Source organism: Streptomyces sp. NPDC020192, assembly GCF_044388685.1.
Taxonomy (GTDB): domain Bacteria; phylum Actinomycetota; class Actinomycetes; order Streptomycetales; family Streptomycetaceae; genus Streptomyces.
This window is the reverse complement of sequence record NZ_JBIRXG010000006.1, coordinates 128,529-153,454: the sequence shown is the minus strand read 5'-3', so window position 1 is coordinate 153,454 and position 24,926 is coordinate 128,529. Positions and strand designations below refer to the sequence as shown.

Here is a 24,926-nt window from a genome sequence, read left to right as displayed (position 1 = left end):
GGTCGGGAGCGCGCCGGCGGCCGGGTGGCGGCCTGCCGCTGCGTGCTCGCTCCGCTCGCTCATTCTCGTACTACTTCCGCAGCTCGATGACGGTCTTGCCGATGCGGATCGGCGCGCCCGGCGGGATCGGCGTGGGGGTCGTCAGCCGGGACCGGTCCAGATAGGTGCCGTTGGTGGAGCCCAGGTCCTCGACGATCCACTGACCGTCGCGGTCCGGGTAGATCCTGGCATGGCGGCTGGAGGCGTAGTCGTCGTCCAGCACGATCGTGGAGTCGTGCGCCCGGCCCAGCGTGATCGTCTGGCCCTGCAGGGCGACCGTGGTGCCGGTCAGTGTGCCTTCCGTCACGACCAGCTTGGTGGGGGCGCCCCGCCCGCGCCGGCCGCCGCTCTGCTGCCCGCGCTGCTGGCCGCGCTGCGGCGGGGGCGCGGCGGCCTGCTGCCGGGGGGCCTGCTGCTGGCGCCCGGCCTCCCTACGCGATCCGCGCTGGGTGACGCGCGTACCGAACAGGTCGCTCCGGATGACCTGCACGGCCACGATCACGAACAGCCACAGTACGGCCAGGAAACCCAGCCGCATGACCGTGAGGGTCAGCTCTGACATTGCCCCCGCTTCACCCTTCGGCTTGCCGGTAAATGATGGTGGTGCTGCCCACGACGATCCGCGAGCCGTCGCGGAGCGTAGCGCGGGTGGTGTGCTGCCCGTCCACCACGATGCCGTTGGTGGAGCCGAGATCCTGGATCGTCGAGGGCGTTCCGGTCCGGATCTCGCAGTGCCGGCGCGAGACGCCGGGGTCGTCGATCCGCACGTCGGCCTCGGTGCTGCGGCCCAGCACCAGCGTCGGGCGGGAGATCTGGTGGCGGTTGCCGTTGATCTCGATCCAGTAGCGGGTGCGTCCGCCGCTCGTGGGGGCCGCGGGCTGGGGGTAGCCGTAACCGCCGGGCCGGGCGCCGGGCGGCGGCGCGGACGGCATCGGGGGCGCGCCGGCGGGCGTGGCGGCCGGCGGCTGGCCGTACCCGCCCGGGGCGCCCTGCCGCGCCTGGGGCGCCTGGGGTGCCTGCTGTCCCGGCTGGCTGCTGGAGGAGGCGAGGGTGCGGCTGCGCACCCGGTACAGACCGGTGTCGAGGTCGTCCGCCTTCTCCAGATTGACCTTGATCGGTCCCATGAAGGTGTAGCGCTGCTGCTTGGCGTAGTCGCGCACCATGCCGGCCAGCTCGTCGCCGAGCTGCCCGGAGTAGGGGCTCAGGCGCTCGTAGTCCGGCGCGCTCAGCTCCACGATGAAGTCGTTGGGTACGACGGTCCGGTCGCGGTTCCAGATCGTCGCGTTGTTGTCGCACTCACGCTGGAGCGCGCCGGCGATCTCCACGGGCTGGACCTCGGACTTGAAGACCTTGGCGAAGGTGCCGTTCACCAGACCTTCGAGACGCTGCTCGAACTTCTTCAGGACTCCCATGGGGCACCTCCTCCGTTTCTGCCGCCTGTCTTGCCGTGCTCTGTACTACTCGCTCTGCCGTGTACCGCTCGCTGTGCTCACTGATCGTATCTACGCGTCCGGCGATCAGCCGGTTCCTGCCATGGATCGTAGAGGCGGGCGAAGACCAGTGTCCCGCACCCGGCTGTGGGCCGGTCCCGCTCCTGGGGAGATGCCCGTCACCGGTACGAGGTTGATACGTGAACCGTGTCTCGTTGATACGCGGGCGGTGCGCCGCGGGGCGATACGTGGGGTGTCGCGTGGGACAGGTGGGGCGCAGGGGGCGGTCGGGCGGGGGCCGGAAGGGATGTGAACCCACCCCGTACGGCGTGCTAATGTTCTGGATGTCGGAAGGGGCCAGCCCGAAAGGGAAGGAACCGGAAGACACACCCAATGCGCGGGTGGCGGAATAGGCAGACGCGCTGGATTCAGGTTCCAGTGCCCGCAAGGGCGTGGGGGTTCAACTCCCCCCTCGCGCACACATACGACTACGGGCCCATCGTGAAAACGATGGGCCCGTAGTCGTATGTCGACAGTTGTGTGTACGACGGTCCTTCGTAGGATGTGAGGAAGCTCTCGTCCAAGTGTTCGCTCCGGCTGTACGGTCTGCACGAGTTGATGTTGAACGCGGACGGTGGTTCGGGGGAGGCGGTCGTGGTGACCGGTGCCGGTGGGGACATGGGGACGGACGTGGCCGGGGGGAGCCGTCGGCTGCCGCGCGTGCGTGGGTTCGCCGAGTGGCCGCGGCAGGGTTCGCCCAAGGAGGAGGGCAAGGCGCTGCGGGCCGGCGTGCCGCGTGACGCGCATCGCACGCTCGACGTGGACGCCTCCCGCCCCGACGCGGTGAGCGCGGTCGTCGAGTCCAACACCGGCCGGATCAAGGAGCTGACCCCCATCCGCGTCGGACGGATGGCGGCCACCCCGTTCGCCTTCCTGCGCGGCTCGGCCGGACTCATGGCCTATGACCTTGCCCGCACCCCGATGACCAGGATCGGCACCCAGATATGCGGAGACGCCCACGCGGCCAACTTCGGCCTGTACGGCGACGCCCGCGGTGACCTCGTCATCGACCTCAACGACTTCGACGAGACCGTGCACGGCCCCTGGGAGTGGGATCTGAAGCGGCTCGCCGCCTCCCTGGTGCTCGCCGGACGCGAGGCCGGTGCCGACGAGGACATGTGCCGGGCGGCGGCACGGGACGCCGTCGGCGCCTACCGGCGCACCATGCGGCTGCTGGCCAGGCTGCCGGTGCTGGACGCGTGGAACGCCATCGCCGACGAGGAGCTGGTCTCCCACACCGACGCCCACGATCTGCTCGGCACCCTCCAGCGGGTCTCGGAGAAGGCCCGCGCCAACACCAGCGGCCGGTTCGCGGCCAAGTCGACCGAGACGGTCGAGGACGGCGGACGGCGGTTCGTGGACGCGGCCCCCGTGCTGCGCCGTGTCCCGGATTCCGAGGCCGCCGCGGTCGCCGCGTCCCTGGAGCCGTACGTCCACACCCTCAGCGAGGACCGGCACCCGCTGCTCGCCCGGCACGCCGTGCACGACGTGGCCTTCCGCGTGGTCGGCACCGGCAGCGTCGGTACCCGCTCCTACGTCGTCCTGCTCCTCGACCACCGCGAGCAGCCGCTCGTGCTCCAGGTGAAGGAGGCCCGCCCCTCCGCGCTGGTCCCGCACCTGGCCACGGCCGGTTTCGAGACGCCGGCGGTGGAGCACGAGGGCCGCCGTGTCGTCCTCGGCCAGAAGCACATGCAGGTCGTCAGCGACATCCTGCTCGGCTGGACGACCGTCGACGGGCGCCCCTTCCAGGTCCGCCAGTTCCGCAACCGCAAGGGCAGCGTCGACCCCGCCGCCCTCGCCCCCGACCAGATCGACGACTACGGCCGCATGACCGGCGCCCTGCTGGCCCGCGCCCACTCCCACAGCGTCGACCCGCGGCTGATCGCCGGGTACTGCGGGAAGAACGGGGAGCTGGACGAGGCGATCGCCGCGTTCGCCGTCGCCTACGCCGACCGGACGGAGGCGGATCACGCGGAGCTGGTGGCGGGGATCAAGGCGGGGAGGATCGCGGCGGAGTCGGGGGTGTGAGGGGGCCCGGCCGCGGTTCCACCTACTCTGGTCGGATGACGACCCCGGAAGCCGAACAGGCCCCCCGGCCCGAGGAACGGCTCGAGCAGGCCGTACGGGCCGCCGAGCAGGCGTTGATCGAGTACGAGATCGCCGTGGAGACCTTCCGCGTCGAGGTCGAGAACTTCTCCCGCCTGCACGAACAGCGACTCGGCCCGCTCTACCTCCGCATCGAGGAACTGGACGCCGAGATCGCCGAGGCGCAGGCCGCCCGTACCGGCGACCCGGAGGACATCCGCCGCGCCGAGGAGGCCCGCTCCCGGGTGCTGCCGATTCCCGGTGCCGAGGAACTGCTGGGCGGCTGGATGGACGGCCACGGCCTGTTCCCGGAGGCCGCCGCCATGCTCACCGACCAGGCCGTACGGCCCCCGCAGCGGGTGCGGCCCAGCGAGGAGGCCCGCAAGCTCTACCGCGAGCTGGCCCGCAAGGCCCACCCCGACCTCGCGCAGGGGGAGGAGGAGCAGCAGCGGCGGGAGGAGTTCCTCACCCGCGTCAACGCCGCCTACGCCCGCGGTGACGAGGTCCTGCTCAGGGAGCTGGCCGAGGAGTGGGCGGCCGGCCCGGTGCCGCCCGAGCGGCGGCCGAGCGCGGCCGAGGAGCTGTACGCCCGCCTCGAGTGGCTCGCCCAGCGCAAGGAACTGCTCACCCTCGTCGCCCGCGAACTGGAGGAGGGCGCGATCGCCGGCATGCTCCGGCTCGCCCCGGACGACCCCGACGCTCTGCTCGAGGAGATCGCCGGCCGGCTGCGCGCCGACATCGCCCAGCGGGAGGCCGAGCTGGCCGCTCTGCTGGGCCAGGGCTGAGCCTCAGCCGCCTTCGGGTAGCGTCGGGGACATGAATTTCGGAGCTGGTGTGCCCACGGTCGGGGTCACGGACCTCAAGGACGGCGACTTCCTGCTGGACGTCCGTGAGGACGACGAGTGGCAGGCGGGTCACGCCGAGGGGGCGCTGCACATCCCCATGAGCGACTTCGTCGCCCGCTACGGCGAGCTGACCGAGGCCGCCCCGCAGGACGGCCGCGTCCACGTCATCTGCCGCTCCGGCGGCCGCTCGGCCCAGGTCACCATGTACCTGGTCCAGCAGGGCATCGACGCGGTGAACGTCGAGGGTGGCATGCAGATCTGGGAGGCCGCGGGGCGCCCGGTGATCACGGACGCGGGTGACCCCGGGCACGTCCTGTAGTTCCCATGGGCGACTGCCCGGCCGGTCCGTGCTCCCGCTCGTATCTCTGCCGCGTGGGCGAGGTCAGCCCAGCGGATGGGCCGCCAGCAGATCCCCGAGCCGCTCCTCATACGCCGCTGCCGGGCCGAGCGCCAGCTCCAGGTGCTTGGCCCAGGCGTGATAGCGGTGCAGCGGATAGTCGGTGTCGGCGCCGAACCCGCCATGCAGATGCTGCGCCGTCTGCACCACCCGGCGCACACCCTCGGCCGCCCAGATCTTCGCCACCGCCACGTCCCCGGCGGCGGGCAGCGCCCCCGGGGACCCCGAGGCGATCCGCCAGGCGGCCTGCCAGAGGGTGGCCTCCATGGCGCGCAGATCGATGTACCGGTCCGCGGCCTGCACGGCCACCGCCTGGAAGGTCGCGAGCGGATGCCCGAACTGCTCCCGCTTGCCCGTGTACTCGGCCGTCATCCGCAGCACCCGTTCGCCCAGCCCGAGTGCCAGCGCACAGGTGCCGGTGGCGAGCAGCGCGTGCAGCCACTGCCAGGCGCCGTCGGCCTCGATGACCTCGCCCGGGTCCAACCGGACCGACGCCAGCCGCAGCTCGGCCAGCCGCTCTCCGCTGGTGGACACCTGCTCGGCGAGGACCACTCCGTCCCGCCCACGGGGTACCAGCGCCAGCACGGTCGTCCCTTCGCCCTGCGCGGGTACGACGAAGAGGTCCGCGTCGTACGCCCACGGCACCGCCGTCTGCACCCCGTCCAGCACCCACGCCGCCCCGTCCCGCCGTGCGCCGACGGCCAGTTCGGCCGGATCATGTCCGGTACGGCCGTTGGCGGCGACGGTCAGCACCAGCTCACCCCGCCCGGCCCGAGCCAGCACCCGCTCGGCCAACTCCGGTCCGCCGTAAGCCTGTACGGCCGCTGCGGCCGCGCTGTGCTCCAGCAGCGGCACCCGGGCGAGTACCTTCGCCGACTCGCGCAGCACCAGGCACAGCGCGATCGCGTCCAGCCCGGAGCCGCCGTGCGCCTCGTCGAGCAGCAGACTCAGCAGGTCCGCCCCGGCGAGCCGGGCCCACAGCTCCCGGTCGAAGCCCTCGGCCACGGCACCGGTGGTGAGCGCCGGGCTGGGCACCGCGTCCGGCGTGACGCCCGCGAACACCCCACGCGCCGCCTCGCCCGCCGCCCGCTGCTCCTCGCTGAAGGTGAAGTCCACGGCCTGTCCCTCCGACGCGTCCCAGTTGCCTGACGGCGCGTCAAGATAGAACAGGTTCTAGGAGAAGGGAATGGTGTTGTGGGCCCCAGGAGTACCGACCGACAGCGTCCTCAGCGGTCGAAGTCCAGTTCCACCTGTTCCGTCAGCGGATGGGACTGGCAGGCCAGTACATAGCCGGCCTCCGTCTCGTCCGTCTCCAGTGCGAAGTTGCGGTCCATGCGGACCTCGCCGGAGACCAGGAAGGCACGGCAGGTGCCGCACACTCCGCCCTTGCAGGCGTAGGGCGCGTCCGGGCGGTTGCGCAGGACCGTCTCCAGCAGGGTCTCGCCGTCACGCACCGGCCAGGTGCCGCCGCGTCCGTCGAGGCGGGCGGTGACCGTGCTGTGCGCCGGAGCCTGGGCCGGGCTGGGCGGGGGCGAGCCCGCGTCCACGTGGAAGATCTCCTGGTGGATGCGGGAACGCTCCACGTCCAGCTTGCGCAGCGCCTGCTCCGCGCCCTGCACCAGCCCGTACGGCCCGCACAGGAACCACCCCGCGACCTGGTCGACCGGCAGCAGTGCGGGAAGCAGTCCGGTCAGCCGCTCCCGGTCGAGCCGGCCGGACGGCAGACCCGCCTGCTGCTCCTCCCGGGAGAGCACGGTCACCAGCTGGAACCGCTCCGGACAGCGGTCCTTCAGGTCGGCGACCTCCTCCAGGAACATCGTCGAGGCCGCCGTACGGTCACTGCGTATCAGGCAGAACCGGGCCTCCGGCTCGCGGGCCAGCAGCGTGGAGGCGATGGACAGCACGGGGGTGATGCCGCTGCCGCCGACGATCGCCGCGTACAGCCCCGGCGCCGGGTCCAGGGTGAAGCGGCCCGCCGGGGTCATCACGTCCAGCTCGTCGCCGACGTTGATCTCCTTCAGCGCGTAGGCCGAGAAGGCGCCGCCTTCCACCATCCGCACGCCGACCCGCAGGGTGTCCGGGCCCGCGCCGGCCGGGTCGGGGGCGGGGGAGCAGATCGAGTACGTGCGCCGGATCTCCGTGCCGTCGACCGTCCGGCGCAGCGCGAGGTGCTGGCCGGGTGCGTGCCGGTACTCCTCGCGCAGTCCGGGCGGGACGGTGAGGGTGAGGGCGACGGCGTCGTCGGTGATCCGGTCGACCGCGGCCACCTGGAGCGGGTGGAAGCGCGCCATCACAACTCCTTGAAGTGGTCGAACGGTTCACGGCAGGCCAGGCAGCGGCGCAGCGCCTTGCAGGCGGTGGAGGAGAACCTGCTCAGCAGCTCCGTCTCGGCCGACCCGCAGTGCGGGCAGCGGACCGGGTCCGGGTCCTCCGCGCCTTCCGCCGTGCTCGTGCGGGTCGGGCCGAGAGCCAGTGGCACCGGGCCGGAGTCCTCGCGCACCCGCGGGGGAGCTATGCCGAACTCCCGCAGTTTGCGGCGGCCTTCGGGGGTGATGTCGTCGGTCGACCAGGCGGGCGCGAGGACCGTGCGGACCGTGACCTCGCGCATGCCGTGGGCGTGCAGGACCCGCTCGATGTCGAGGGCCATCGCCTCGATGGCGGGGCAGCCGGTGTAGGTGGGGGTCAGGTCGACCTCGACCGTGTCGCCGTCCTCGACGTGCACCGCGCGCAGTACGCCCAGTTCCCGCAGGGTGAGCACGGGCAGTTCGGGGTCGGGCACCGAGCCGGCCAGCTCCAGCAGTTCCGCCTCCAGGGCGGTGGCGGTCACCATGTCGCCCCCGGGTGGCTACGGTGCAGATGCTGCATCTCGGCGAGCATCCGCCCGAACGGCTCGGTGTGCAGGCCCTGCCGGCCGGCGCCCGCCGTCCAGGCGCCGGTGCGCGGCCCTTCGGGGAGGGGGAGAGTGGCCCGGCCGAGGACGTCGGTGACCGACTGGAGCCAACGGGCGTCCAGGTCCGGCCAGTTGATGTCGTCCAGGCCCTCCACCGGCTGGAACATCTCGCCGGTGAACCGCCACAGCTCCTCGCACGCCCGCCGTATCCGCCCGTGGCTCGTCTCGGTGCCGTCGCCGAGGCGCAGGGTCCACTGCTCGGCGTGGTCGCGGTGGTAGGCGACCTCCTTCACCGCCTTCGCGGCGAGGGGCGCGAACGGGCCGTCGCCTGCGGCCAGTTCGGTGTAGAGCAGCTGCTGGTAGGTGGAGAAGTACAGCTGGCGGACGATCGTGTGGGCGAAGTCACCGCCCGGCTGTTCCACCAGCTGAAGGTTGCGGAAGGACCGCTCCTCGCGCAGATAGGCCAGTTCGTCCTCGTCGCCGGCCATCGACAGCAGCACCCGGGCCTGGCCGAGCAGGTCCAGGGCGATGTTGGCGAGGGCGACCTCCTCCTCCAGTACGGGGGCGTGGCCGGCCCACTCCCCCAGCCGGTGGGAGAGCACCAGGGCGTCGTCGCCGAGGGCGAGCGCGGCGGTCACCGGGACGGCGGCGGGGGTGGCGGTCACAGGTGCTTCACCCCTTCCGGGATCTCGTAGAAGGTCGGGTGCCGGTAGGGCTTGTCGGCGGCCGGCTCGAAGAACGGGTCCTTCTCGTCCGGCGAGGAGGCGGTGATCGCGGCGGCCGGGACGACCCAGATGGAGACGCCCTCGCCGCGCCGGGTGTACAGGTCGCGGGCGTTGCGCAGGGCCAGCTCGGCGTCCGGGGCGTGCAGGCTGCCGGCGTGGGTGTGGGAGAGGCCGCGCCGGGAGCGCACGAAGACCTCCCACAGAGGCCAGTCGGTGGTGCTCATGCTCGCTCCGCTCCTGTCTCGTGTCCGGACGCACTGGTGCTGCCGGAGTGCTTGGCCGCGTACGCTGCCGCCGCTTCCCGTACCCAGGCGCCCTCGTCGTGGGCGCGTCTGCGCTGGGTGATCCGCTGTTCGTTGCACGGGCCGTTGCCCTTGAGGACCTCCCAGAACTCCGTCCAGTCGATCGGGCCGAAGTCGTAGTGCCCCCGCTCCTCGTTCCACCGCAGGTCCGGGTCGGGGAGGGTGAGGTCCAGGGACTCGGCCTGGGGGACGCAGATGTCGACGAAGCGCTGGCGCAGCTCGTCGTTGGAGTGGCGCTTGATCTTCCACTCCATGGACTGTGCGGAGTGCTGGGACTCGTCGTCGGGCGGGCCGAACATCATCAGTGAGGGCCACCACCAGCGGTTCACCGCGTCCTGCGCCATCGCGTGCTGCTCGTCGGTGCCCTTGCTCAGGGCCAGCAGCAGCTCGTAGCCCTGGCGCTGGTGGAAGGACTCCTCCTTGCAGATCCGCACCATGGCGCGCGCGTACGGGCCGTAGGAGCAGCGGCACAGCGGGACCTGGTTGGTGATCGCGGCGCCGTCCACCAGCCAGCCGATCGCGCCGACGTCGGCCCAGGTCAGGGTCGGGTAGTTGAAGATCGAGGAGTACTTCTGGCGGCCGCTGTGGAGCTTGTCGAGCAGCTCGTCGCGGCTGGTGCCGAGGGTTTCCGCCGCGCTGTACAGGTACAGGCCATGGCCGGCCTCGTCCTGGACCTTGGCCATCAGGATCGCCTTGCGGCGCAGGCTGGGGGCGCGGGTGATCCAGTTGGCCTCCGGCTGCATGCCGATGATCTCGGAGTGCGCGTGCTGGGCGATCTGCCGGACCAGGGTCGCGCGGTAGGCGTCGGGCATCCAGTCGCGTGGTTCGATCCGCTCGTCGGCGGCCACGGCCGTGTCGAAGGCGCGTTGGTAGGCCGTCGTGTCGACGGTGTCCGGCGCGCCGTCCGCCTCCGTACGGGCCGTGCGCTGCGCGGCTGCTGTGGCCATGCGGTCCCCCTGACCTCGGGCTCTGCGGTGGGCTCTGTCCCGACCGATCGTTCGGTCCGTGCGATATCAATGGTGTGCCGGGCCGCTGTGGGGTGTCAACCGCTGTGGAAAACTCCGGCGGGTGGGCTGTGGACAACTCCGGCGGCAGCCGGTACCGCCAGGTTCGGGTGCCCTACCGGCGTGGCGAGGACCACGAGGTCGGCCCGTACCCGGGGCTGCGCCCGGTGGCTGGCTCTGAGTACCGTTCCGTGCGGACGCCGCACAGTGGCGTGTGGGAGCCGTGGGGCGCTCGGGACGGGCGCCGCCGCACCCAGCCGGCCGCCGGGCCGGCCACTGAACCGCACGACTGAACCGAGACGACCGAGCCGAGACGGGGGACGGGACCGAATGGACGCGTACGACGAGGACCCGGGGGCCCGACCCGGCCCCGACGGGTCGACCGGGGCGCGTCTCCCGGACAAGCCTTCGGTCGACGCCGCAGCCGACGTCGGCGCCGCCTCTGGCTCAGGTGACCATGGCAGCGGCGATTCGGGCCACGGTGACCTGGGCAGTGGCCGGTCGGGCCGCGGCGATTCGGGCCGGGAGACAGAGCCGGACCAGGCAGCAGCCGAGCCAGGCCGGACGGCGGATCCGGGCCGGGCGGCCGTGCCGGGCTGGGCAGCCGGGCGGGACCAGGATGCCGAACCGGACCAGGCACACCCGGAACCCTCCCTGGCCCAGTCCGCACAGCCGACCCAGTCCGCAGAGCCGGGCACGTCGGCCCGGTCCACCACCTGGACCCAGCCGGGCACACCCGCCCAGCCCGACGCCCCCGCCTCCCCGCCCGCCGAGCCCCGTACCGGTGTGGCCGCCCTCTCCCCCCGCTATCAGGTCGGGGCGGCGCTGGCCCTTGCCGTGGTCGGTGTGGCCGCCTGTGTGCATGTGCTGATGGTGTTCCTCAGCCTCGCCCCCGCGAACACGGTGACGAAGCAGCACGGCAAGCTGGTCGAGGAGTGGGTGTACCCGGAGTTCGAGCAGAACTGGAAGCTGTTCGCCCCGAACCCGCTGCAGCAGAACATCGCCGTGCAGGTGCGTGCCGAGGCGCGGACGAAGGACGGGGAACTGCGCAGCACCGGGTGGATCGATCTGTCCGCCCAGGACGGCGCCGCCATCGACGGAAACCTGGCGCCCAGCCACACCCAGCAGAACGAGCTGCGCCGGGCCTGGGACTTCTTCACCGCCACGCACAGCGCGGACAACCGGCCCGTGGGCATGCGTGGCTCCCTCTCCGAGCAGTACCTGCGCCGGATCGTGGTGATGCGGCTGTACCGGAACGATCCGCCGGACAAGCTGGGCGTCATACAACGGGTGCAGGTCCGCTCCAGCACGACCAATGTGCAGCCGCCGAAGTGGAGCCCTGAGCGCGTGCCCGACCAGCCCGTCTACCGCCTGTTGCCCTGGTGGACCGTGACCGCCGACGAGGCCGCCGGGGGTGTGCGGTGAACCATCTCTCCACTGTGAACCGTCTCTCCCTGACGCTCTCGCGCGGGATCGCCCGGGTCACCGGGTCGGCGCTCGGGCCGTACCAGAGCGCCGTGATCCGGATCGGGTTCGCCGGGACCTGGCTGCTGTTCCTGCTGCGCGAGTTCCCGCACCGCCAGGAGCTGTATGGCCCGACCGGGCCGTGGGGCTGGAACCTCGCCAAGGAGCTGACCGCCGACAACCACGCCTTCACGGCCCTGCTGTGGTCCGACACGCAGCTCTGGTTCGAGTGCTTCTATCTGCTGGCGCTCCTCGCCGGCGCCGCGCTGCTGCTGGGCTGGCGTACCCGGACGGCGTCCGTGCTGTTCATGGTGGGTGTGCTGTCGTTGCAGAACCGCAGCGTCTTCGTGGGCGACGGCGGCGACAACGTCCTGCACCTGATGTCCTTCTACCTGGTGTTCACGCGCTGCGGTCAGGTGTGGTCGCTGGACGCCCGGCGGGCCGAGCGCGACGAGGCGGCACGCGCGCGTGGGGAGCGGGTTCCCGCCGACCGGGTGGGACCGGCCCTGTGGGCGGTGTTCGGCCTGGCGCTCGTCCTCGCGACGGTCACCGGCCGGTTCGACAACGGCTGGCTGATCCCCGCGCTGCTGTGGACGGTCCTGGTGGTGCTCGCCCTGTGGTGGGCCGTCGGCCGCTGGGCGAAGGGCCGGGACCCGAAGATCCTGCTGGACGTCGTCGCCAACATCCTGCACAACGGAGCCCTGGCCGTGATCATGGCGGAGGCGTGCCTGATCTACGCGACGGCCGGCTGGTACAAGATCCAGGGATCGCGCTGGCAGGACGGCACCGCCGTCTACTACCCGCTCCACCTGGACTACTTCTCGCCCTGGCCCGGCCTCGCCGATCTGATGTCCTCCAGCGGCACGATCATGATGGTGGTGGCCTACGGGACGGTCATGGTGCAGGTCGCCTTCCCGTTCACCCTGTTCAACCGGCGGGTCAAGAACGTCCTGCTGGTGCTGCTGATGCTCGAGCACACGGTGATCGCGGTCGTCCTCGGCCTGCCGTTCTTCTCGCTGGCGATGATCACCGCGGACGCGGTCTTCCTGCCGACGTCCTTCCTGCGCCGGCTGGGCGCGCTGGTGGCACGCGCGCGTGCGCGGATCGCGCGGCGCGCGGAACGTACGGTGCCCGCACCGCGCTCCGCGGAGGAGGCGGAGGCGAGCACGCCTGGCCGGGTGGAGGCCGCGCAGGGGCCTGTGGGACCGCGTTAGGGGTCCGTGCGGGCCGCGTAGGCATCCGTGGGTCCGTGCGGGCCGCGTAGGGTTCACCGCATGACCGACCCGCTGACCCGCTGGCGCGAGCACGCCGGCAGTGCCGTGCTGCTCGACGGCTTCCATGCCCTGAAGCACGCGCTGCGTTTCGGCGCCGAGGTGCCGGTGGCGGTCACCACCGACCGGGCGGCCGCGCTCGCCCTGGCCGAGGAGCTGGCCGGGGACGTACGGGACGTGCTGGACGCGCTGCTCACCGAGGTGCCGGCACGGACGTACGCCTCGCTCGTCCAGCGGCCCCATCCCACAGGGGTCGCCGCGCTCGCCGTACGGCCGTCCCGCGAGGCCAGTCTGCGCGCGCTCGCCCGCACCCCGCGCACCGCGCCCGTCGTGGTCCTGGACAACCCCCGCAACCTGGGCAACGCCGGCGCCGTGATCCGGCTGGCCGCCGGTTTCGGGGCGACCGGAGTGGTCACCACGGGCACGCTCGACCCGTGGCACCCCACCGTGGTGCGCGGCGGCGCCGGGCTGCACTTCGCCACCGCCGTGGAGCACCTCGGCGTCGACGAACTGCCCGCCGGGCCGCTGTTCGCCCTCGACCCCGAGGGCGAGGACATCCGGGGCGTGAAGCTCCCGGACGACGCCGTCCTCGCCTTCGGATCCGAGCGCAGCGGGCTGTCGGCGGAGCTACGCGCGCGTGCCGACCAGCTGCTGTCCCTGCCGATGTGCCCCCAGGTCTCCAGCTACAACCTGGCCACCAGCGTGGCGATGACGCTGTACCACTGGAGTCTCACCGGGGGCGCACCCACGGCTTCTCAGGCCTCTTCCTAGGCCTCCCGGCGCACCTCGACCACCCGGAAACGGTTGGCCACGAAGGCGCCGTCGGTGAGCGCGGCGTTGGCCGCCGGGTTGCCGCCCGAGCCGTGGAAGTCGGAGAAGGCGGCCGTCTGGTTCACGTACACCCCGCCGGTCAGGTTGAGCGACAGCTGGGCCGCCTCCTCCAGGCAGGCCTCCTCGACGGCCCGCTCGACCTCGGGGTCGGTGGTGTAGGCGCCGACCGTCATCGCGCCCTTCTCGCGGACCGTACGGCGCAGCAGGTCCACGGCGTCGGCTGCCGAGTCGACCGCGACGGCGAAGGAGACCGGGCCGAAGCACTCGCTCATGTACGCGGCCTGGTCGTCCGGCTTGGCTCCGTCCAGCTTGACGATGACGGGGGTGCGCACGACCGCGCCGGGGAAGTCGGGGTTGGTGATCTCCCGGGAGGCGAGGGCGACTTCGCCGAGGCCGGCCGCGGCTTCCAGGCGGGCCTTGACGTCCGGGTTGACGATCGCGCCCAGCAGGGCGTTCGCGCGCGCGTCGTCGCCGAGGAGGCCGTCGACCGCGCGGGCGAGGTCGGCGGTGACCTCGTCGAAGGTCTTGGAGCCCTCGTCGGTGCGGATGCCGTCGCGCGGGACGAGCAGGTTCTGCGGGGTCGTGCACATCTGGCCGCTGTACAGGGACAGCGAGAACGCCAGGTTGGACAGCATGCCCTTGTAGTTGTCCGTGGAGTGCACGATCACCGTGTTGACGCCGGCCTTCTCGGTGTAGACCTGCGCCTGGCGGGCGTTGGCCTCCAGCCAGTCGCCGAAGGCCGTCGAGCCGGTGTAGTCGATGATCCGGATCTCGGGGCGGGTGGCCAGGGTCTTGGCGATGCCCTCTCCGGGGCGCTCGGCGGCCAGCGCCACCAGGTTCGGGTCGAAGCCCGCCTCGGCCAGCACGTCCCGGGCGACCTGGACGGTGAGGGCGAGCGGCAGCACCGCGCGCGGGTGGGGCTTGACCAGGACCGCGTTGCCGGTGGCGAGGGAGGCGAACAGGCCCGGGTAGCCGTTCCAGGTCGGGAAGGTGTTGCAGCCGATGAGCAGGGCGATGCCGCGCGGGGCCGGGGTGAACTGCTTGGTGAGGGCCAGCGGGTCCTTCTTGCCCTGGGGCTTGGTCCACTCGGCCGTCCCAGGCGTGCGGACCTGCTCCGCGTACGCGTACGCCACCGCCTCCAGGCCGCGGTCCTGGGCGTGCGGGCCGCCTGCCTGGAACGCCATCATGAAGGCCTGGCCGCTGGTGTGCATGACGGCATGCGCGAACTCGTGCGTGCGGTCGCTGATCCGCTTGAGGATCTCCAGACAGACCACCGCGCGCGTCTCCGCGCCGGCGTCCCGCCAGGCACGCTGCCCGGCCTTCATCGCGGGCAGCAGCAGGTCCACGTCCGCGTGCGGGTACTCGACGCCCAGCTCGATGCCGTACGGCGAGACCTCGCCGCCCGCCCAGTCGTCGGTGCCGGGCTGGCCGAGGTCCAGGCGGGTGTTCAGCACGGCGTCGAAGGCGGCCTTGCCCGCCGCCGCGTCCAGGCTGCCGTTCTCGCCGTAGGCCTTGGGGTGCTCGGGGTGCGGGGACCAGTACGCGCGCGTACGGATCGCTTCCAGCGTCTGGTCGAGAGTGGGCCGGTGCTTCGCGATCAGCTCGGTCGCGGTCAGTTCGGCGGCCATGCGGGACCAACTCCTCGTCTGGAAGAACTCTTCGTCGAGTTCATTGACCTGGCAGAAAGAGCAGCGGGATGGGATCGTCAGAGCTAGAGTAACCGAACGATCGGTCGGGACAAGGGGGACCGCCGCATCTGTGGAAAACCCCGTGCGGGAGGATCGCGCACATGACAGGACTCGACCTCAGCAGCCCCGTGGCCGTCGTCGGCACCGGCACCATGGGCCAGGGCATCGCCCAGGTCGCGCTGGTCGCCGGCCACCCCGTGCGGCTGTACGACACGGTCGCCGGGAGGGCCCAGGACGCGGCCGAAGCGATCCGCGCCCGCCTCGACCGGCTCGTGGAGAAGGGCAGGCTCGGCGCCGCCCACCGGGACGCGGCCCACGACCGTCTGAAGCCGGTGGACAGCCTCACGGAGCTGGCCGACTGCACGCTGGTCGTGGAGGCCGTCGTGGAGCGGCTGGACGTCAAACAGCAGCTCTTCGGCGAGCTGGAGGACATCGTCGCCGAGGACTGCCTGCTCGCCACCAACACCTCCTCGCTGTCGGTGACGGCCATCGGCGGCGCCCTGCGCCATCCCGGCCGCTTCGTCGGCCTGCACTTCTTCAACCCGGCCCCGCTGCTGCCGCTGGTCGAGGTCGTCTCCGGGTTCGCCACCGACGTCACGTCGGCCACGCGCGCGTACGAGACCGCCCGCGCCTGGGGCAAGACCCCGGTGGCCTGCGCGGACACCCCGGGCTTCATCGTCAACCGGATCGCCCGGCCGTTCTACGCCGAGGCCTTCGCGGTCTACGAGGCCCAGGCGGCCGACCCGGCCACCATCGACGCCGTGCTGCGCGGCTCCGGCGGCTTCAAGATGGGTGCCTTCGAGCTGACCGACCTGATCGGACAGGACGTCAACGAGTCGGTGACGCACTCGGTGTGGCAGTCCTTCTTCCAGGACGTGCGCTTCACGCCCTCCCTGGCGCAGCGCCGGCTGGTGGAGTCCGGCCGGCTCGGCCGCAAGAGCGGGCACGGCTGGTACGACTACGCCGAGGACACCGAGCGGGTCGAGCCGCACACCGCCGACAGGGAGCAGCCGCCCGCGTACGTCGTCGCCGAGGGCGACCTGGGCCCCGCCGCCGAGCTGCTCGCCCTGATCCGCGAGGCGGGCATCCAGGTCCGCGAGGAGGACGAGGACAACGGCACCCGCCTGGTGCTGCCCGGCGGCGGCCAGCTGGCCCTCGCCGACGGGCAGACCTCCGTGGAGTTCCGGGACGTCGTCTACTTCGACCTCGCCCTCGACTACCGCACGGCCACCCGTGTCGCCCTGTCCGCCGGCCACGACACCTCGCCGCAGACCCTTGCCGAGGCCACCGGCCTGTTCCAGGCGCTCGGCAAGGACGTCAGCGTCATCGGCGACGTCCCCGGCATGATCGTGGCCCGCACGGTCGCCCGGATCATCGACCTCGCCCACGACGCCGTCGCCAAGGGCGTGGCCACCGAGGAGGACATCGACACGGCCATGCGTCTCGGGGTCAACTACCCGCTCGGCCCCTTCGAATGGGACCGCAAACTCGGCCGCGACTTCGCGATCGACGTCCTGGACGAGATGCACGAGCGCGACCCGTCCGGACGCTACGCACCCTCGCTCGCGCTCTACCGCCACGCATACGCCGTCGACAAGCGGGAGGGCGCCTCATGACCACGGCCAGACGCGACACGTACACCCCGGAGACGCTCCTGTCCGTCGCTGTGCAGGTCTTCAACGAGCGCGGCTACGACGGCACCTCCATGGAGCACCTGTCCAAGGCGGCCGGGATCTCCAAGTCGTCGATATACCACCACGTCAGCGGCAAGGAGGAGCTGCTGCGCCGGGCCGTCAGCCGGGCCCTGGACGGCCTGTTCGGCATCCTGGACGAGGAGCACGCGCGCGTGGGGCGGCCCGTCGACCGGCTGGAGCACGTGGTGCGTCGCATGGTCCAGGTGCTGATAGGCGAGCTGCCGTACGTGACGTTGCTGCTGCGCGTGCGCGGCAACACCGAGACCGAGCGGTGGGCGCTGGAGCGGCGGCGCGACTTCGACCACCGGGTCGCCGAACTGCTGAAGGCCGCGGCCGCCGACGGCGACGTACGCGGCGACGTGGAGGTCCGCCTGGCCACCCGGCTGGTCTTCGGCATGATCAACTCCATCGTGGAGTGGTACCGGCCGGACCCGCGCGGCGCGGGCGACCGCGAGGTGGCCGACGCGGTCGTCCAGCTCGCCTTCTCGGGGCTGCGCAGCACCTGACCACTGACGTCAGGCTTCCGGCTCCAGGTCCTCCTCCTCGAACACCAGCAGCGTGCGCGTGCTGAGCACCTCGGGGATCGCCTGGAGCCGGGTGAGCACCAGCTCGCGCAGCGCCCGGTTGTCGGGCGTGTGCACCAGCAGCAGGACGTCGAAGTCGCCGCCCACGAGGGCGATGTGGGAGGCGCCGGGCAGCTGCCGGAGCTGTTCGCGGACCGTGCGCCAGGTGTTCTGGACGATCTTCAGCGTGACGTACGCCGAGGTGCCGTGACCTGCCCGTTCGTGGTCCACGCGCGCGCCGAAGCCGCGGATGACCCCGTCCTCGACGAGCCGGTTGATGCGCGCGTAGGCGTTGGCGCGCGAGACGTGGACGCGTTCGGCGACCGACCGTATGGAGGCACGGCCGTCCGACTGCAGGATCTTCAGGATGTCCTGATCGATGGCGTCCAGCGGACGGGGCGGCGGAAGCGGGGTGCCGTCCTGCGGTCCGTCGGCCAATTGTTCAGCTGCCATGTCCCCCCGCTCCCTCTCCGTGGACGTCCTGCGTTCATTCCAGGCTGTGGAGAACCGTTTGTCCACAGCCTGGAGGTGCCTGTAGCCAAAATGTGCCGACGACCGAACAATCGGTAGGTGAGGCGGGTCACAGCCGACGCGTCTCCCGTAGCCGCTCCCACGAGGAGGTGCCGTCATGACGGTCATGGAGCAGCGGGGCGCGTACCGGCCATCCCCGCCGCCCGCCTGGCAGCCCCGCATGGACCCCGCGCCGCTGCTGCCCGACGCCGAGCCCTATCGCGTCCTTGGCACCGAGGCGGCCGCCAAGGCCGACCCGGACCTGCTGCGCCGGCTCTACGCCCAGCTGGTGCGCGGCCGCCGCTACAACACGCAGGCCACCGCGCTCACCAAGCAGGGCCGCCTCGCCGTCTACCCCTCCAGCACCGGCCAGGAGGCCTGCCAGGTCGCCGCCGCGCTGGCCCTGGAAGAGCGCGACTGGCTCTTCCCCAGCTACCGCGACACGCTCGCCGTCGTCGCGCGCGGTGTCGACCCCGTCGAAGCGCTCACGCTGCTGCGCGGCGACTGGCACTCCGGCTACGACCCGCACGCCCACCGGGTGGCCCCCCTCTCGACCCCGCTGGCCACCCAGCTGCCGCACGCCGTCGGCCTCGCGCACGCCGCCCGCCTCAAGGGCGACGACGTGGTCGCGCTCGCCCTGGTCGGCGACGGCGGCACCAGCGAGGGCGACTTCCACGAGGCGCTGAACTTCGCTGCCGTCTGGCAGGCCCCGGTCGTCTTCCTCGTGCAGAACAACGGCTTCGCCATCTCCGTCCCGCTCGCCAAGCAGACCGCCGCGCCCTCCCTGGCCCACAAGGCCGTCGGGTACGGCATGCCGGGCCGGCTGGTCGACGGCAACGACGCCGCGGCCGTGCACGAGGTCCTCTGCGACGCCGTACGGCACGCGCGCGTGGGCGGCGGCCCGACCCTGGTGGAGGCGGTGACGTACCGCATCGACGCCCACACCAACGCCGACGACGCCACCCGCTACCGCGGCGACACCGAGGTCGAGGCCTGGCGCGCCCATGACCCGATCGAGTTGCTGGGGGCGGAGCTGACCGCGCGCGGGCTGCTCGACGAGGCCGGCCGCGAAGCGGTCCGTCAGGACGCCGAGGACATGGCCGCCTCCTTGCGCGAACGCATGAACCGGGACCCCGAACTGAACCCCATGGACCTCTTCGACCACGTCTACGCCGAGACCACCGCCCAACTTCGCGAACAGCGCGCCCTGTTGATGGCCGAGCTGGAAGCCGAGCAGGAGCAGCACGGCGAGCGGGAAGGCGGCGCTCGATGACCACCGTCGCCGTCAAGCCCGCCACCATGGCGCAGGCCCTCACGCGCGCGTTGCGCGACGCGATGGCCGCCGACCCCACCGTGCACGTCATGGGTGAGGACGTCGGCACCCTCGGTGGTGTCTTCCGGGTCACCGACGGCCTCGCGAAGGAGTTCGGCGAGGACCGCTGCACCGACACCCCGCTCGCCGAGGCCGGCATCCTCGGCACCGCCGTCGGCATGGCCATGTACGGCCTGCGCCCGGTGGTGGAGATGCAGTTCGACGCCTTTGCCTACCCTGCGTTCGAGCAGCTGATCAGCCACGTCTCCCGGATGCGCAACCGCACGCGCGGCCGGATGCCGCTGCCGATCACCGTCCGCGTCCCCTACGGCGGCGGCATCGGCGGCGTCGAGCACCACAGCGACTCCTCCGAGGCCTACTACATGGCCACGCCGGGCCTGCACGTCGTCACGCCCGCGACCGTCGCCGACGCCTACGGCCTGCTGCGCCAGGCGATCGCCTCTGACGACCCGGTGGTCTTCCTGGAGCCGAAGCGCCTGTACTGGTCGAAGGACTCCTGGAACCCCGAGCACCCCACGGACGTCGAGCCCATCGGGCGGGCGGTCGTCCGCCGCCAGGGCCGCAGTGCCACCCTCATCACCTACGGCCCCTCCGTGCCGGTCTGCCTGGAGGCCGCCGAGGCGGCGCGGGCCGAGGGCTGGGACCTGGAAGTGGTCGACCTGCGCTCCCTCGTGCCGTTCGACGACGAGACGGTCTGCGCGTCCGTCCGGCGCACCGGACGCGCGGTCGTCGTCCACGAGTCCACCGGGTTCGGCGGACCGGGCGGCGAGATCGCGGCCCGGATCACCGAGCGCTGCTTCCACCACCTGGAGGCGCCGGTGCTGCGCGTGGCCGGCTTCGACCTGCCCTACCCGCCGCCCATGCTGGAGCGGCACCACCTGCCCGGCGTCGACCGCATCCTGGACGCCGTGGCCCGGCTGCAGTGGGAGGCCGAGGGCTGATGGCACAGGTGCTGGAGTTCAAGCTTCCCGACCTCGGCGAAGGGCTCACCGAGGCGGAGATCGTCCGCTGGCTGGTGGAGGTCGGTGACGTCGTCGCCGTCGACCAGCCGGTCGTCGAGGTCGAGACGGCCAAGGCCATGGTCGAGGTGCCCTGTCCCTACGGCGGCGTGGTCACCGCCCGCTTCGGCGAGGAGGGCACCGAACTGCCCGTCGGGGCACCGCTACTGACGGTGGCCGTGGGTGAACCGGCGGCGCGGCCGGAGGGCTCCGGCAACGTCCTGGTCGGCTACGGCACCTCGGAAGCGCCGGCCCGGCGGCGAAGGGTGCGGTCGACGCCGGTGGCACGCGGCGGCGCGAACGGCAGGACCGGTGGAGACGGCGCCTCCGCCGCGAGTGCGCCGCCCGGGACATGGCGGACCGGGCAGCGGGGCGCGGCCCCGGCGTTCACCGAAGCGGCGTGGCAGGACGGAACCCCGGCCTCCAGCGGAACGGCCCACGCACGCGTGCCCGCACTCCACGCCGAAGGCCCGGTGCCTGTCATCTCCCCGCTGGTGCGCAAGCTCGCCCGGGAGGGCGGCGTGGACCTGCGGCAGCTGGCGGGCTCGGGCCCGGACGGGCTGATCCTGCGCGCGGACGTCGAGGACGTACTACGGGCCGAGGCAGCCCTGGGCAGCCGTACGACCGAGGCGCCCACCGTGGCGCCCTCCGCTCTCACGACCCCGCCCGCTCCCACCTCATCGGCCACAGGCGCCGCAGGCACCCGCATCCCCCTCAAGGGCGTTCGCGGAGCCGTTGCCGACAAGCTGTCCCGCAGCCGCCGGGAGATCCCGGACGCCACCTGCTGGGTCGACGCCGACGCGACGGAACTCATGCGCGCGCGTGCCGCGATGAACGCCGCCGGGGGGCCGAAGATCTCCCTGCTCGCGCTGCTCGCCCGGATCTGCACGGCCGCGCTCGCCCGGTTCCCGGAGCTGAACTCCTTCGTCGACACCGAGGCCCGCGAGATCGTCCGGCTCGGCCAGGTGCACCTCGGATTCGCCGCGCAGACCGAACGCGGGCTGGTCGTACCGGTCGTGCGGGACGCCCATGCGCGCGATGCCGAGTCGCTCACCGCCGAGTTCGCCCGGCTCACCGAGGCGGCCCGCACCGGGACGCTGACGCCCGGGGAACTCACGGGCGGGACCTTCACGTTGAACAACTACGGGGTCTTCGGCGTCGACGGCTCCACACCGATCATCAACCACCCCGAGGCGGCCATGCTCGGTGTCGGCCGTATCGTCCCCAAGCCCTGGGTGCACGAGGGTGAGCTGGCGGTGCGTCAGGTCGTCCAGCTGTCGCTCACCTTCGACCACCGGGTGTGCGACGGCGGCACGGCGGGCGGCTTCCTGCGGTGCGTGGCGGACTGCGTGGAGCAGCCGGCGGTGCTCCTGCGCACGCTGTGACCCCCGCGGGGCCCGGACGAAGGGCCCCGCGGCAGAGACGAACGCGGAGCCCCGTGGCACCCGCGAGGCGCCGTCGGGGCACCCGCCCGGCGCATAGAAGCGGGCCCGCCCGGGACATACTCGGGGGATGAGCGACAACGCCCCTGCCGCCCCCCAGGCGCCCGTGCCGTACGACGCCGTCGTGCTGGCCGGCGGCGCCGCCCGGCGGCTCGGCGGGGCCGACAAGCCCGGGGTGCGGGTCGGTGGCCGGGCGCTGCTGGACCGGGTGCTCACGGCCTGCGCGGGCGCCCGTACGACGGTCGTCGTGGCGGACCGGCGGCCCACCGCACGGCCGGTGCTGTGGGCGCGCGAGGAGCCGCCCGGCGCCGGACCGGTCGCCGCGCTGGAGGCCGGCCTGTGCCGCACCACCGCCGAGTACGCCGTCGTGCTCTCCGCTGACCTGCCCTTCCTCGAACCGGCCACCCTGCAGCGCCTGTTGACTGCCCTGTGCGACAGCGGCGCCGACGGCGCGCTGCTCACCGACGCGGGCGGCCGCGATCAGCCGCTCGTGGCCGCCTACCGCACCGGCACGCTCCGCCGTGAACTGGCCGCCCTCGCGGCCGGGCCCGACGGCCTGACCGGGCTACCCCTGCGCCGGCTCACCGGCGCCCTCCGCCTCACCCGTGTCCCGGACCCGCTCGCGTCCTTCGACTGCGACACCTGGGACGACATCGCCGACGCCAGGGCACGCATCAGGGAGCATGGACACGTGTTGGATGAATGGATCTCCGCAGTCAAGGACGAGCTGGGCATCGACCTCGACGTCGACACCGGTGTCCTGCTCGACCTGGCCCGGGACGCCGCGCACGGCGTGGCCCGCCCCGCCGCCCCGCTGACCACCTTCCTCGTCGGCTACGCCGCTGCCCAGGGCAAGGGCGGCCCCGAGGCCGTCGCCGAGGCCGCCCGCAAGGCCGCCGCGCTGGCGCTGCGCTGGGAGGAAGAGAGCGGCGAGGGCGGGAAAGAGAACAACGGGGGCGGGAACGCGAGCGGCGGCGGCCCGAGCACCCCGGACGCCGGATGACCGCCCACGGAACCCGGCCCGGGGCGCCCGCGCAGGACAGCGACGACCTCGACCTCGAGGAGGCCCTTGCCCTCGTGAGAGAGCCCAGGCCCGAGAGCGCGGGCCACGCTCCCGCTCCGTCGCCCGAATCACCCGGCGAACGGCATCGGGCCACCCCCTGGCACCTGGCGCGCGAGATCGCCGCCCGCGCCGCGCGCACCGGCCCCCGGCGCGCCCCCGTCTCCGTGCCGCTCGGCGACGCCCTCGGCCTGGCCCTGGCCGCCCCTCTCGATGCCCTCACCGACCTGCCCTCCTTCGACACCTCCGCGATGGACGGCTGGGCGGTCGCCGGACCGGGCCCCTGGCAGGTGCGTGACGAGGGCGTGCTTGCCGGGCACACCCAGCACGAGCCGCTCACCGACGGCGAGGCCGTGCGCATCGCGACCGGCGCCCGCATCCCCGCCGACACCACCGCGGTGCTGCGCAGCGAGCACGGCCGTACCGACGCACAGGGCCGGCTGCACGCCGCCCGGGACCTGGCGCACGGCCAGGACATCCGCCCGCGCGGCCAGGAGTGCCGCAGCGGCGACCAGTTGCTGCCCGTCGGCACCCTGGTCACCCCCGCCGTCCTCGGACTCGCCGCGGCCGCCGGATACGACGCCGTCACCGCCGTACCCCGTCCGCGTGCCGAAGTCCTGGTCCTCGGCGACGAGTTGCTGACCGAGGGCCTGCCGCACGACGGGCTGATCCGGGACGCGCTCGGCCCCATGTTGCCGCCCTGGCTGCGCGCGCTCGGCGCCGAGGTCGTCGCGGTGCGCCGGATCGGCGACGACGCCAAGGCCCTGCACCGGGCGATCACCGGCTCCACGGCCGACCTCGTCGTCACCACCGGCGGCACCGCGGCCGGACCCGTCGACCACGTCCATCCCACGCTGGAGCGCATCGGCGCCGAACTCCTCGTCGACGGCGTCAAGGTGCGCCCGGGCCACCCCATGCTGATGGCCCGCACCAAGGACGACCAGCACCTCGTGGGCCTGCCCGGCAACCCCCTCGCGGCCGTCTCCGGCCTGCTCACGCTCGCCGAACCGCTGCTGCGCACCCTCGCCGCCCACCCGGCCCCCGAGCCGTACGCGCTGCCGCTCACGGACGCGATCCAGGGGCACCCGTACGACACCCGGCTCATCCCCGTGGTGCTGCGCGGCGACCGTGCCGTACCGCTGCACTACAACGGCCCGGCCATGCTCCGCGGTGTCGCCGCCGCCGACGCGCTGGCCGTCGTACCACCCGGCGGGGCGCGGCAGGGTGCGGAGGCGGAGCTGCTGGACCTGCCATGGGCGAGCGGCGGGATCGGGGTGTGTTTCACGTGAAACGTCCGGGCCGTGACGCCATAGCCCGCCAGGCGGGCGAACATCTGGTGACCCATCGGGTGAAACTCCCGAGGAAAGTGGTGGAGCGCCGATCCGCCGGGTCGTCAGACGGCTGCTCATGGCCCTGCTGGTGCTGGTCGCCACGGCGCTGATCGTCTACGCCGACCACGACGGCTACAACGACAACGCCGACGGCTTGGTGGACCTGCTCGACGCGTTCTCCTACGCGACCGTCACGCTCTCCACCACGGGCTACGGCGACATCACCCCGGTCGGCGCTTGAGTCGCTGGAGGAACGCCTTGCGTGACCACACCGTCGTCATCGGCTTCGGCACCAAGGGGCGGTCGGCGATCCAGACCGTGTGCGCGACCGGGCTGAGGAAGGAACAGGTGGTCGTGGTCGACCCCAGCGCCAAGGCCGTCGACACGGCGACCGCCGAGGGCTACGCCGGGGTCATGGGTGACGCCACCCGCAGTGATGTGCTCAAGCGGGCCGAACTGCACAAGGCCCGGCAGATCATCGTGGCCCCGCAGCGCGACGACACCGCCGTCCTCGTCACACTGACGGCCCGCCAGCTCAACCGGGGAGCGAAGATCGTGGCCGCCGTGCGCGAGGAGGAGAACCCCCGCTGCTCAAACAGTCCGGCGCCGACGCGGTCATCACCAGTGCCGGCGCGGCCGGCCGGCTGCTCGGCCTGTCCGTGCTCAGCCCCGCCGCCGGCATGGTCAAGGAGGACCTGATCCAGCAGGGCAGCGGTCTGGACCTCGTCGAACGGCCGGTGGTCCGCGGCGAGGTGGGCAAGCGGCCGCGCGAGACCGACGACCTCGTGGTGAGCGTCGTCCGCGGGCACCGGGTGCTCGGCTACGACGACCCGGCCGTCGGCACCCTGCAGTTGACCGACCGGCTCATCACGATCGTCCGCGTGTCCCCGGGGATCCGGCCCCTGGCCCGCGACTGACCGGCCCGGCGACGGCAAGACCCGTGCGGGCCTGCCCCGGAGAGCGC

General features: G+C 72.6%; 23 protein-coding genes, 1 tRNA gene and 1 pseudogene. 15 read left to right on the top strand and 10 right to left on the bottom strand.

Translation table 11 applies throughout. The annotated features are described in order from the left end of the window. Nucleotides 1-70: 70 nt before the first annotated feature. Complete coding sequence (locus tag ACH47Z_RS14365; RefSeq protein WP_399073549.1) at nucleotides 71-601, bottom strand: FHA domain-containing protein; 531 nt, start codon at nucleotides 599-601, stop codon at nucleotides 71-73. 10 nt (nucleotides 602-611) lie between these two features. Continuing rightward, the gene (locus tag ACH47Z_RS14360; RefSeq protein ID WP_399073548.1) at nucleotides 612-1,451 is read right to left on the bottom strand and encodes an FhaA domain-containing protein; all 840 of its coding nucleotides are present in this window, start codon (nucleotides 1,449-1,451) and stop codon (nucleotides 612-614) included. A gap of 413 nt (nucleotides 1,452-1,864) precedes the next feature. Here ACH47Z_RS14360 and ACH47Z_RS14355 point away from each other — a divergent pair. The 4 genes from ACH47Z_RS14355 (at nucleotide 1,865) to ACH47Z_RS14340 (ending at nucleotide 4,778) form a co-directional block, all read left to right on the top strand. Then, nucleotides 1,865-1,948 (top strand) — tRNA-Leu (locus ACH47Z_RS14355). 139 nt (nucleotides 1,949-2,087) lie between these two features. After that, entirely contained in the window at nucleotides 2,088-3,557 is a 1,470-nt protein-coding gene (locus tag ACH47Z_RS14350) for a DUF2252 domain-containing protein (protein WP_399073547.1), read from the top strand. A gap of 35 nt (nucleotides 3,558-3,592) precedes the next feature. Next, nucleotides 3,593-4,399, top strand: coding sequence for a hypothetical protein (locus tag ACH47Z_RS14345; protein ID WP_399073546.1), 807 nt, complete (start codon nucleotides 3,593-3,595; stop codon nucleotides 4,397-4,399). Nucleotides 4,400-4,448: 49 nt separating this feature from the next. Beyond that, the gene (locus ACH47Z_RS14340; RefSeq protein WP_399073728.1) at nucleotides 4,449-4,778 is read left to right on the top strand and encodes a rhodanese-like domain-containing protein; all 330 of its coding nucleotides are present in this window, start codon (nucleotides 4,449-4,451) and stop codon (nucleotides 4,776-4,778) included. A 63-nt stretch (nucleotides 4,779-4,841) separates the two neighbouring features. Here the strand turns inward: ACH47Z_RS14340 and ACH47Z_RS14335 are convergent, their stop codons facing one another. The 6 genes from ACH47Z_RS14335 to paaA all read right to left on the bottom strand — a co-directional run bounded on the left by ACH47Z_RS14335 (nucleotide 4,842) and on the right by paaA (nucleotide 9,720). Beyond that, nucleotides 4,842-5,972: an acyl-CoA dehydrogenase family protein gene (locus ACH47Z_RS14335; RefSeq protein WP_399073545.1), complete on the bottom strand. Its 1,131-nt coding sequence runs from the start codon at nucleotides 5,970-5,972 to the stop codon at nucleotides 4,842-4,844. A 110-nt stretch (nucleotides 5,973-6,082) separates the two neighbouring features. Further along, complete coding sequence (locus ACH47Z_RS14330) at nucleotides 6,083-7,147, bottom strand: 2Fe-2S iron-sulfur cluster-binding protein (protein ID WP_399073544.1); 1,065 nt, start codon at nucleotides 7,145-7,147, stop codon at nucleotides 6,083-6,085. Continuing rightward, the gene (gene paaD / locus ACH47Z_RS14325; protein WP_399073543.1) at nucleotides 7,147-7,686 is read right to left on the bottom strand and encodes a 1,2-phenylacetyl-CoA epoxidase subunit PaaD; all 540 of its coding nucleotides are present in this window, start codon (nucleotides 7,684-7,686) and stop codon (nucleotides 7,147-7,149) included. The genes ACH47Z_RS14330 and paaD overlap by 1 nt, the downstream gene beginning before the upstream one ends. Then, on the bottom strand, nucleotides 7,680-8,411 hold the full coding sequence (paaC, locus tag ACH47Z_RS14320) for a 1,2-phenylacetyl-CoA epoxidase subunit PaaC (protein WP_399073542.1): 732 nt from the start codon (nucleotides 8,409-8,411) through the stop codon (nucleotides 7,680-7,682). The genes paaD and paaC overlap by 7 nt, the downstream gene beginning before the upstream one ends. After that, entirely contained in the window at nucleotides 8,408-8,695 is a 288-nt protein-coding gene (gene paaB / locus ACH47Z_RS14315; RefSeq protein ID WP_014673816.1) for a 1,2-phenylacetyl-CoA epoxidase subunit PaaB, read from the bottom strand. The genes paaC and paaB overlap by 4 nt, the downstream gene beginning before the upstream one ends. Beyond that, nucleotides 8,692-9,720 carry a 1,2-phenylacetyl-CoA epoxidase subunit PaaA gene (gene paaA, locus ACH47Z_RS14310; protein WP_399073541.1) on the bottom strand — a complete coding sequence of 343 codons (1,029 nt, stop codon included), beginning with the start codon at nucleotides 9,718-9,720 and terminating at the stop codon, nucleotides 8,692-8,694. The genes paaB and paaA overlap by 4 nt, the downstream gene beginning before the upstream one ends. A gap of 645 nt (nucleotides 9,721-10,365) precedes the next feature. On the opposite strand from paaA, the gene ACH47Z_RS14305 reads away from it, so the two are divergent. Genes ACH47Z_RS14305 through ACH47Z_RS14295 form a run of 3 tightly spaced genes read left to right on the top strand, consistent with a single transcriptional unit; the run spans nucleotide 10,366 to nucleotide 13,283 of the window. Beyond that, nucleotides 10,366-11,202, top strand: coding sequence for a DUF5819 family protein (locus ACH47Z_RS14305; protein WP_399073540.1), 837 nt, complete (start codon nucleotides 10,366-10,368; stop codon nucleotides 11,200-11,202). 14 nt (nucleotides 11,203-11,216) lie between these two features. Beyond that, nucleotides 11,217-12,455, top strand: coding sequence for an HTTM domain-containing protein (locus ACH47Z_RS14300; protein ID WP_399073539.1), 1,239 nt, complete (start codon nucleotides 11,217-11,219; stop codon nucleotides 12,453-12,455). 60 nt (nucleotides 12,456-12,515) lie between these two features. Continuing rightward, nucleotides 12,516-13,283, top strand: a complete 768-nt coding sequence (locus ACH47Z_RS14295) for a TrmH family RNA methyltransferase (RefSeq protein ID WP_399073538.1) — start codon at nucleotides 12,516-12,518, stop codon at nucleotides 13,281-13,283. Here ACH47Z_RS14295 and paaN read toward each other — a convergent pair. After that, nucleotides 13,280-14,971, bottom strand: a complete 1,692-nt coding sequence (gene paaN, locus ACH47Z_RS14290; RefSeq protein WP_399073537.1) for a phenylacetic acid degradation protein PaaN — start codon at nucleotides 14,969-14,971, stop codon at nucleotides 13,280-13,282. The genes ACH47Z_RS14295 and paaN overlap by 4 nt on opposite strands. A gap of 161 nt (nucleotides 14,972-15,132) precedes the next feature. Here paaN and ACH47Z_RS14285 point away from each other — a divergent pair, with 161 nt between their 5' ends. Together ACH47Z_RS14285 and ACH47Z_RS14280 are read left to right on the top strand one after the other, a co-directional pair. Further along, a complete protein-coding gene (locus tag ACH47Z_RS14285; RefSeq protein WP_399073536.1) occupies nucleotides 15,133-16,647 on the top strand; it encodes a 3-hydroxyacyl-CoA dehydrogenase in 1,515 nt (504 codons plus the stop codon). Continuing rightward, entirely contained in the window at nucleotides 16,644-17,231 is a 588-nt protein-coding gene (locus ACH47Z_RS14280) for a TetR/AcrR family transcriptional regulator (protein ID WP_399073535.1), read from the top strand. Before ACH47Z_RS14285 ends, ACH47Z_RS14280 begins: the two co-directional genes overlap by 4 nt. Nucleotides 17,232-17,240: 9 nt before the next feature. Here ACH47Z_RS14280 and ACH47Z_RS14275 read toward each other — a convergent pair whose 3' ends face one another. Next, on the bottom strand, nucleotides 17,241-17,741 hold the full coding sequence (locus tag ACH47Z_RS14275) for an Lrp/AsnC family transcriptional regulator (protein ID WP_399073534.1): 501 nt from the start codon (nucleotides 17,739-17,741) through the stop codon (nucleotides 17,241-17,243). Nucleotides 17,742-17,916: 175 nt separating this feature from the next. Here ACH47Z_RS14275 and pdhA point away from each other — a divergent pair, with 175 nt between their 5' ends. The 6 genes and pseudogenes from pdhA to ACH47Z_RS14245 all read left to right on the top strand — a co-directional run bounded on the left by pdhA (nucleotide 17,917) and on the right by ACH47Z_RS14245 (nucleotide 24,879). Beyond that, nucleotides 17,917-19,071 carry a pyruvate dehydrogenase (acetyl-transferring) E1 component subunit alpha gene (gene pdhA / locus ACH47Z_RS14270; protein ID WP_399073533.1) on the top strand — a complete coding sequence of 385 codons (1,155 nt, stop codon included), beginning with the start codon at nucleotides 17,917-17,919 and terminating at the stop codon, nucleotides 19,069-19,071. Then, nucleotides 19,068-20,072: an alpha-ketoacid dehydrogenase subunit beta gene (locus tag ACH47Z_RS14265; protein ID WP_399073532.1), complete on the top strand. Its 1,005-nt coding sequence runs from the start codon at nucleotides 19,068-19,070 to the stop codon at nucleotides 20,070-20,072. The genes pdhA and ACH47Z_RS14265 overlap by 4 nt, the downstream gene beginning before the upstream one ends. Further along, a complete protein-coding gene (locus tag ACH47Z_RS14260; protein ID WP_399073531.1) occupies nucleotides 20,072-21,514 on the top strand; it encodes a dihydrolipoamide acetyltransferase family protein in 1,443 nt (480 codons plus the stop codon). The genes ACH47Z_RS14265 and ACH47Z_RS14260 overlap by 1 nt, the downstream gene beginning before the upstream one ends. A gap of 127 nt (nucleotides 21,515-21,641) precedes the next feature. Further along, nucleotides 21,642-22,574: an NTP transferase domain-containing protein gene (locus tag ACH47Z_RS14255; protein WP_399073530.1), complete on the top strand. Its 933-nt coding sequence runs from the start codon at nucleotides 21,642-21,644 to the stop codon at nucleotides 22,572-22,574. Then, complete coding sequence (locus tag ACH47Z_RS14250; protein ID WP_399073529.1) at nucleotides 22,571-23,920, top strand: molybdopterin molybdotransferase MoeA; 1,350 nt, start codon at nucleotides 22,571-22,573, stop codon at nucleotides 23,918-23,920. Before ACH47Z_RS14255 ends, ACH47Z_RS14250 begins: the two co-directional genes overlap by 4 nt. Continuing rightward, a pseudogene (locus ACH47Z_RS14245) lies at nucleotides 23,917-24,879 on the top strand (potassium channel family protein). The gene ACH47Z_RS14250 and the pseudogene ACH47Z_RS14245 overlap by 4 nt, the downstream one beginning before the upstream one ends. Nucleotides 24,880-24,926 lie beyond the last annotated feature (47 nt).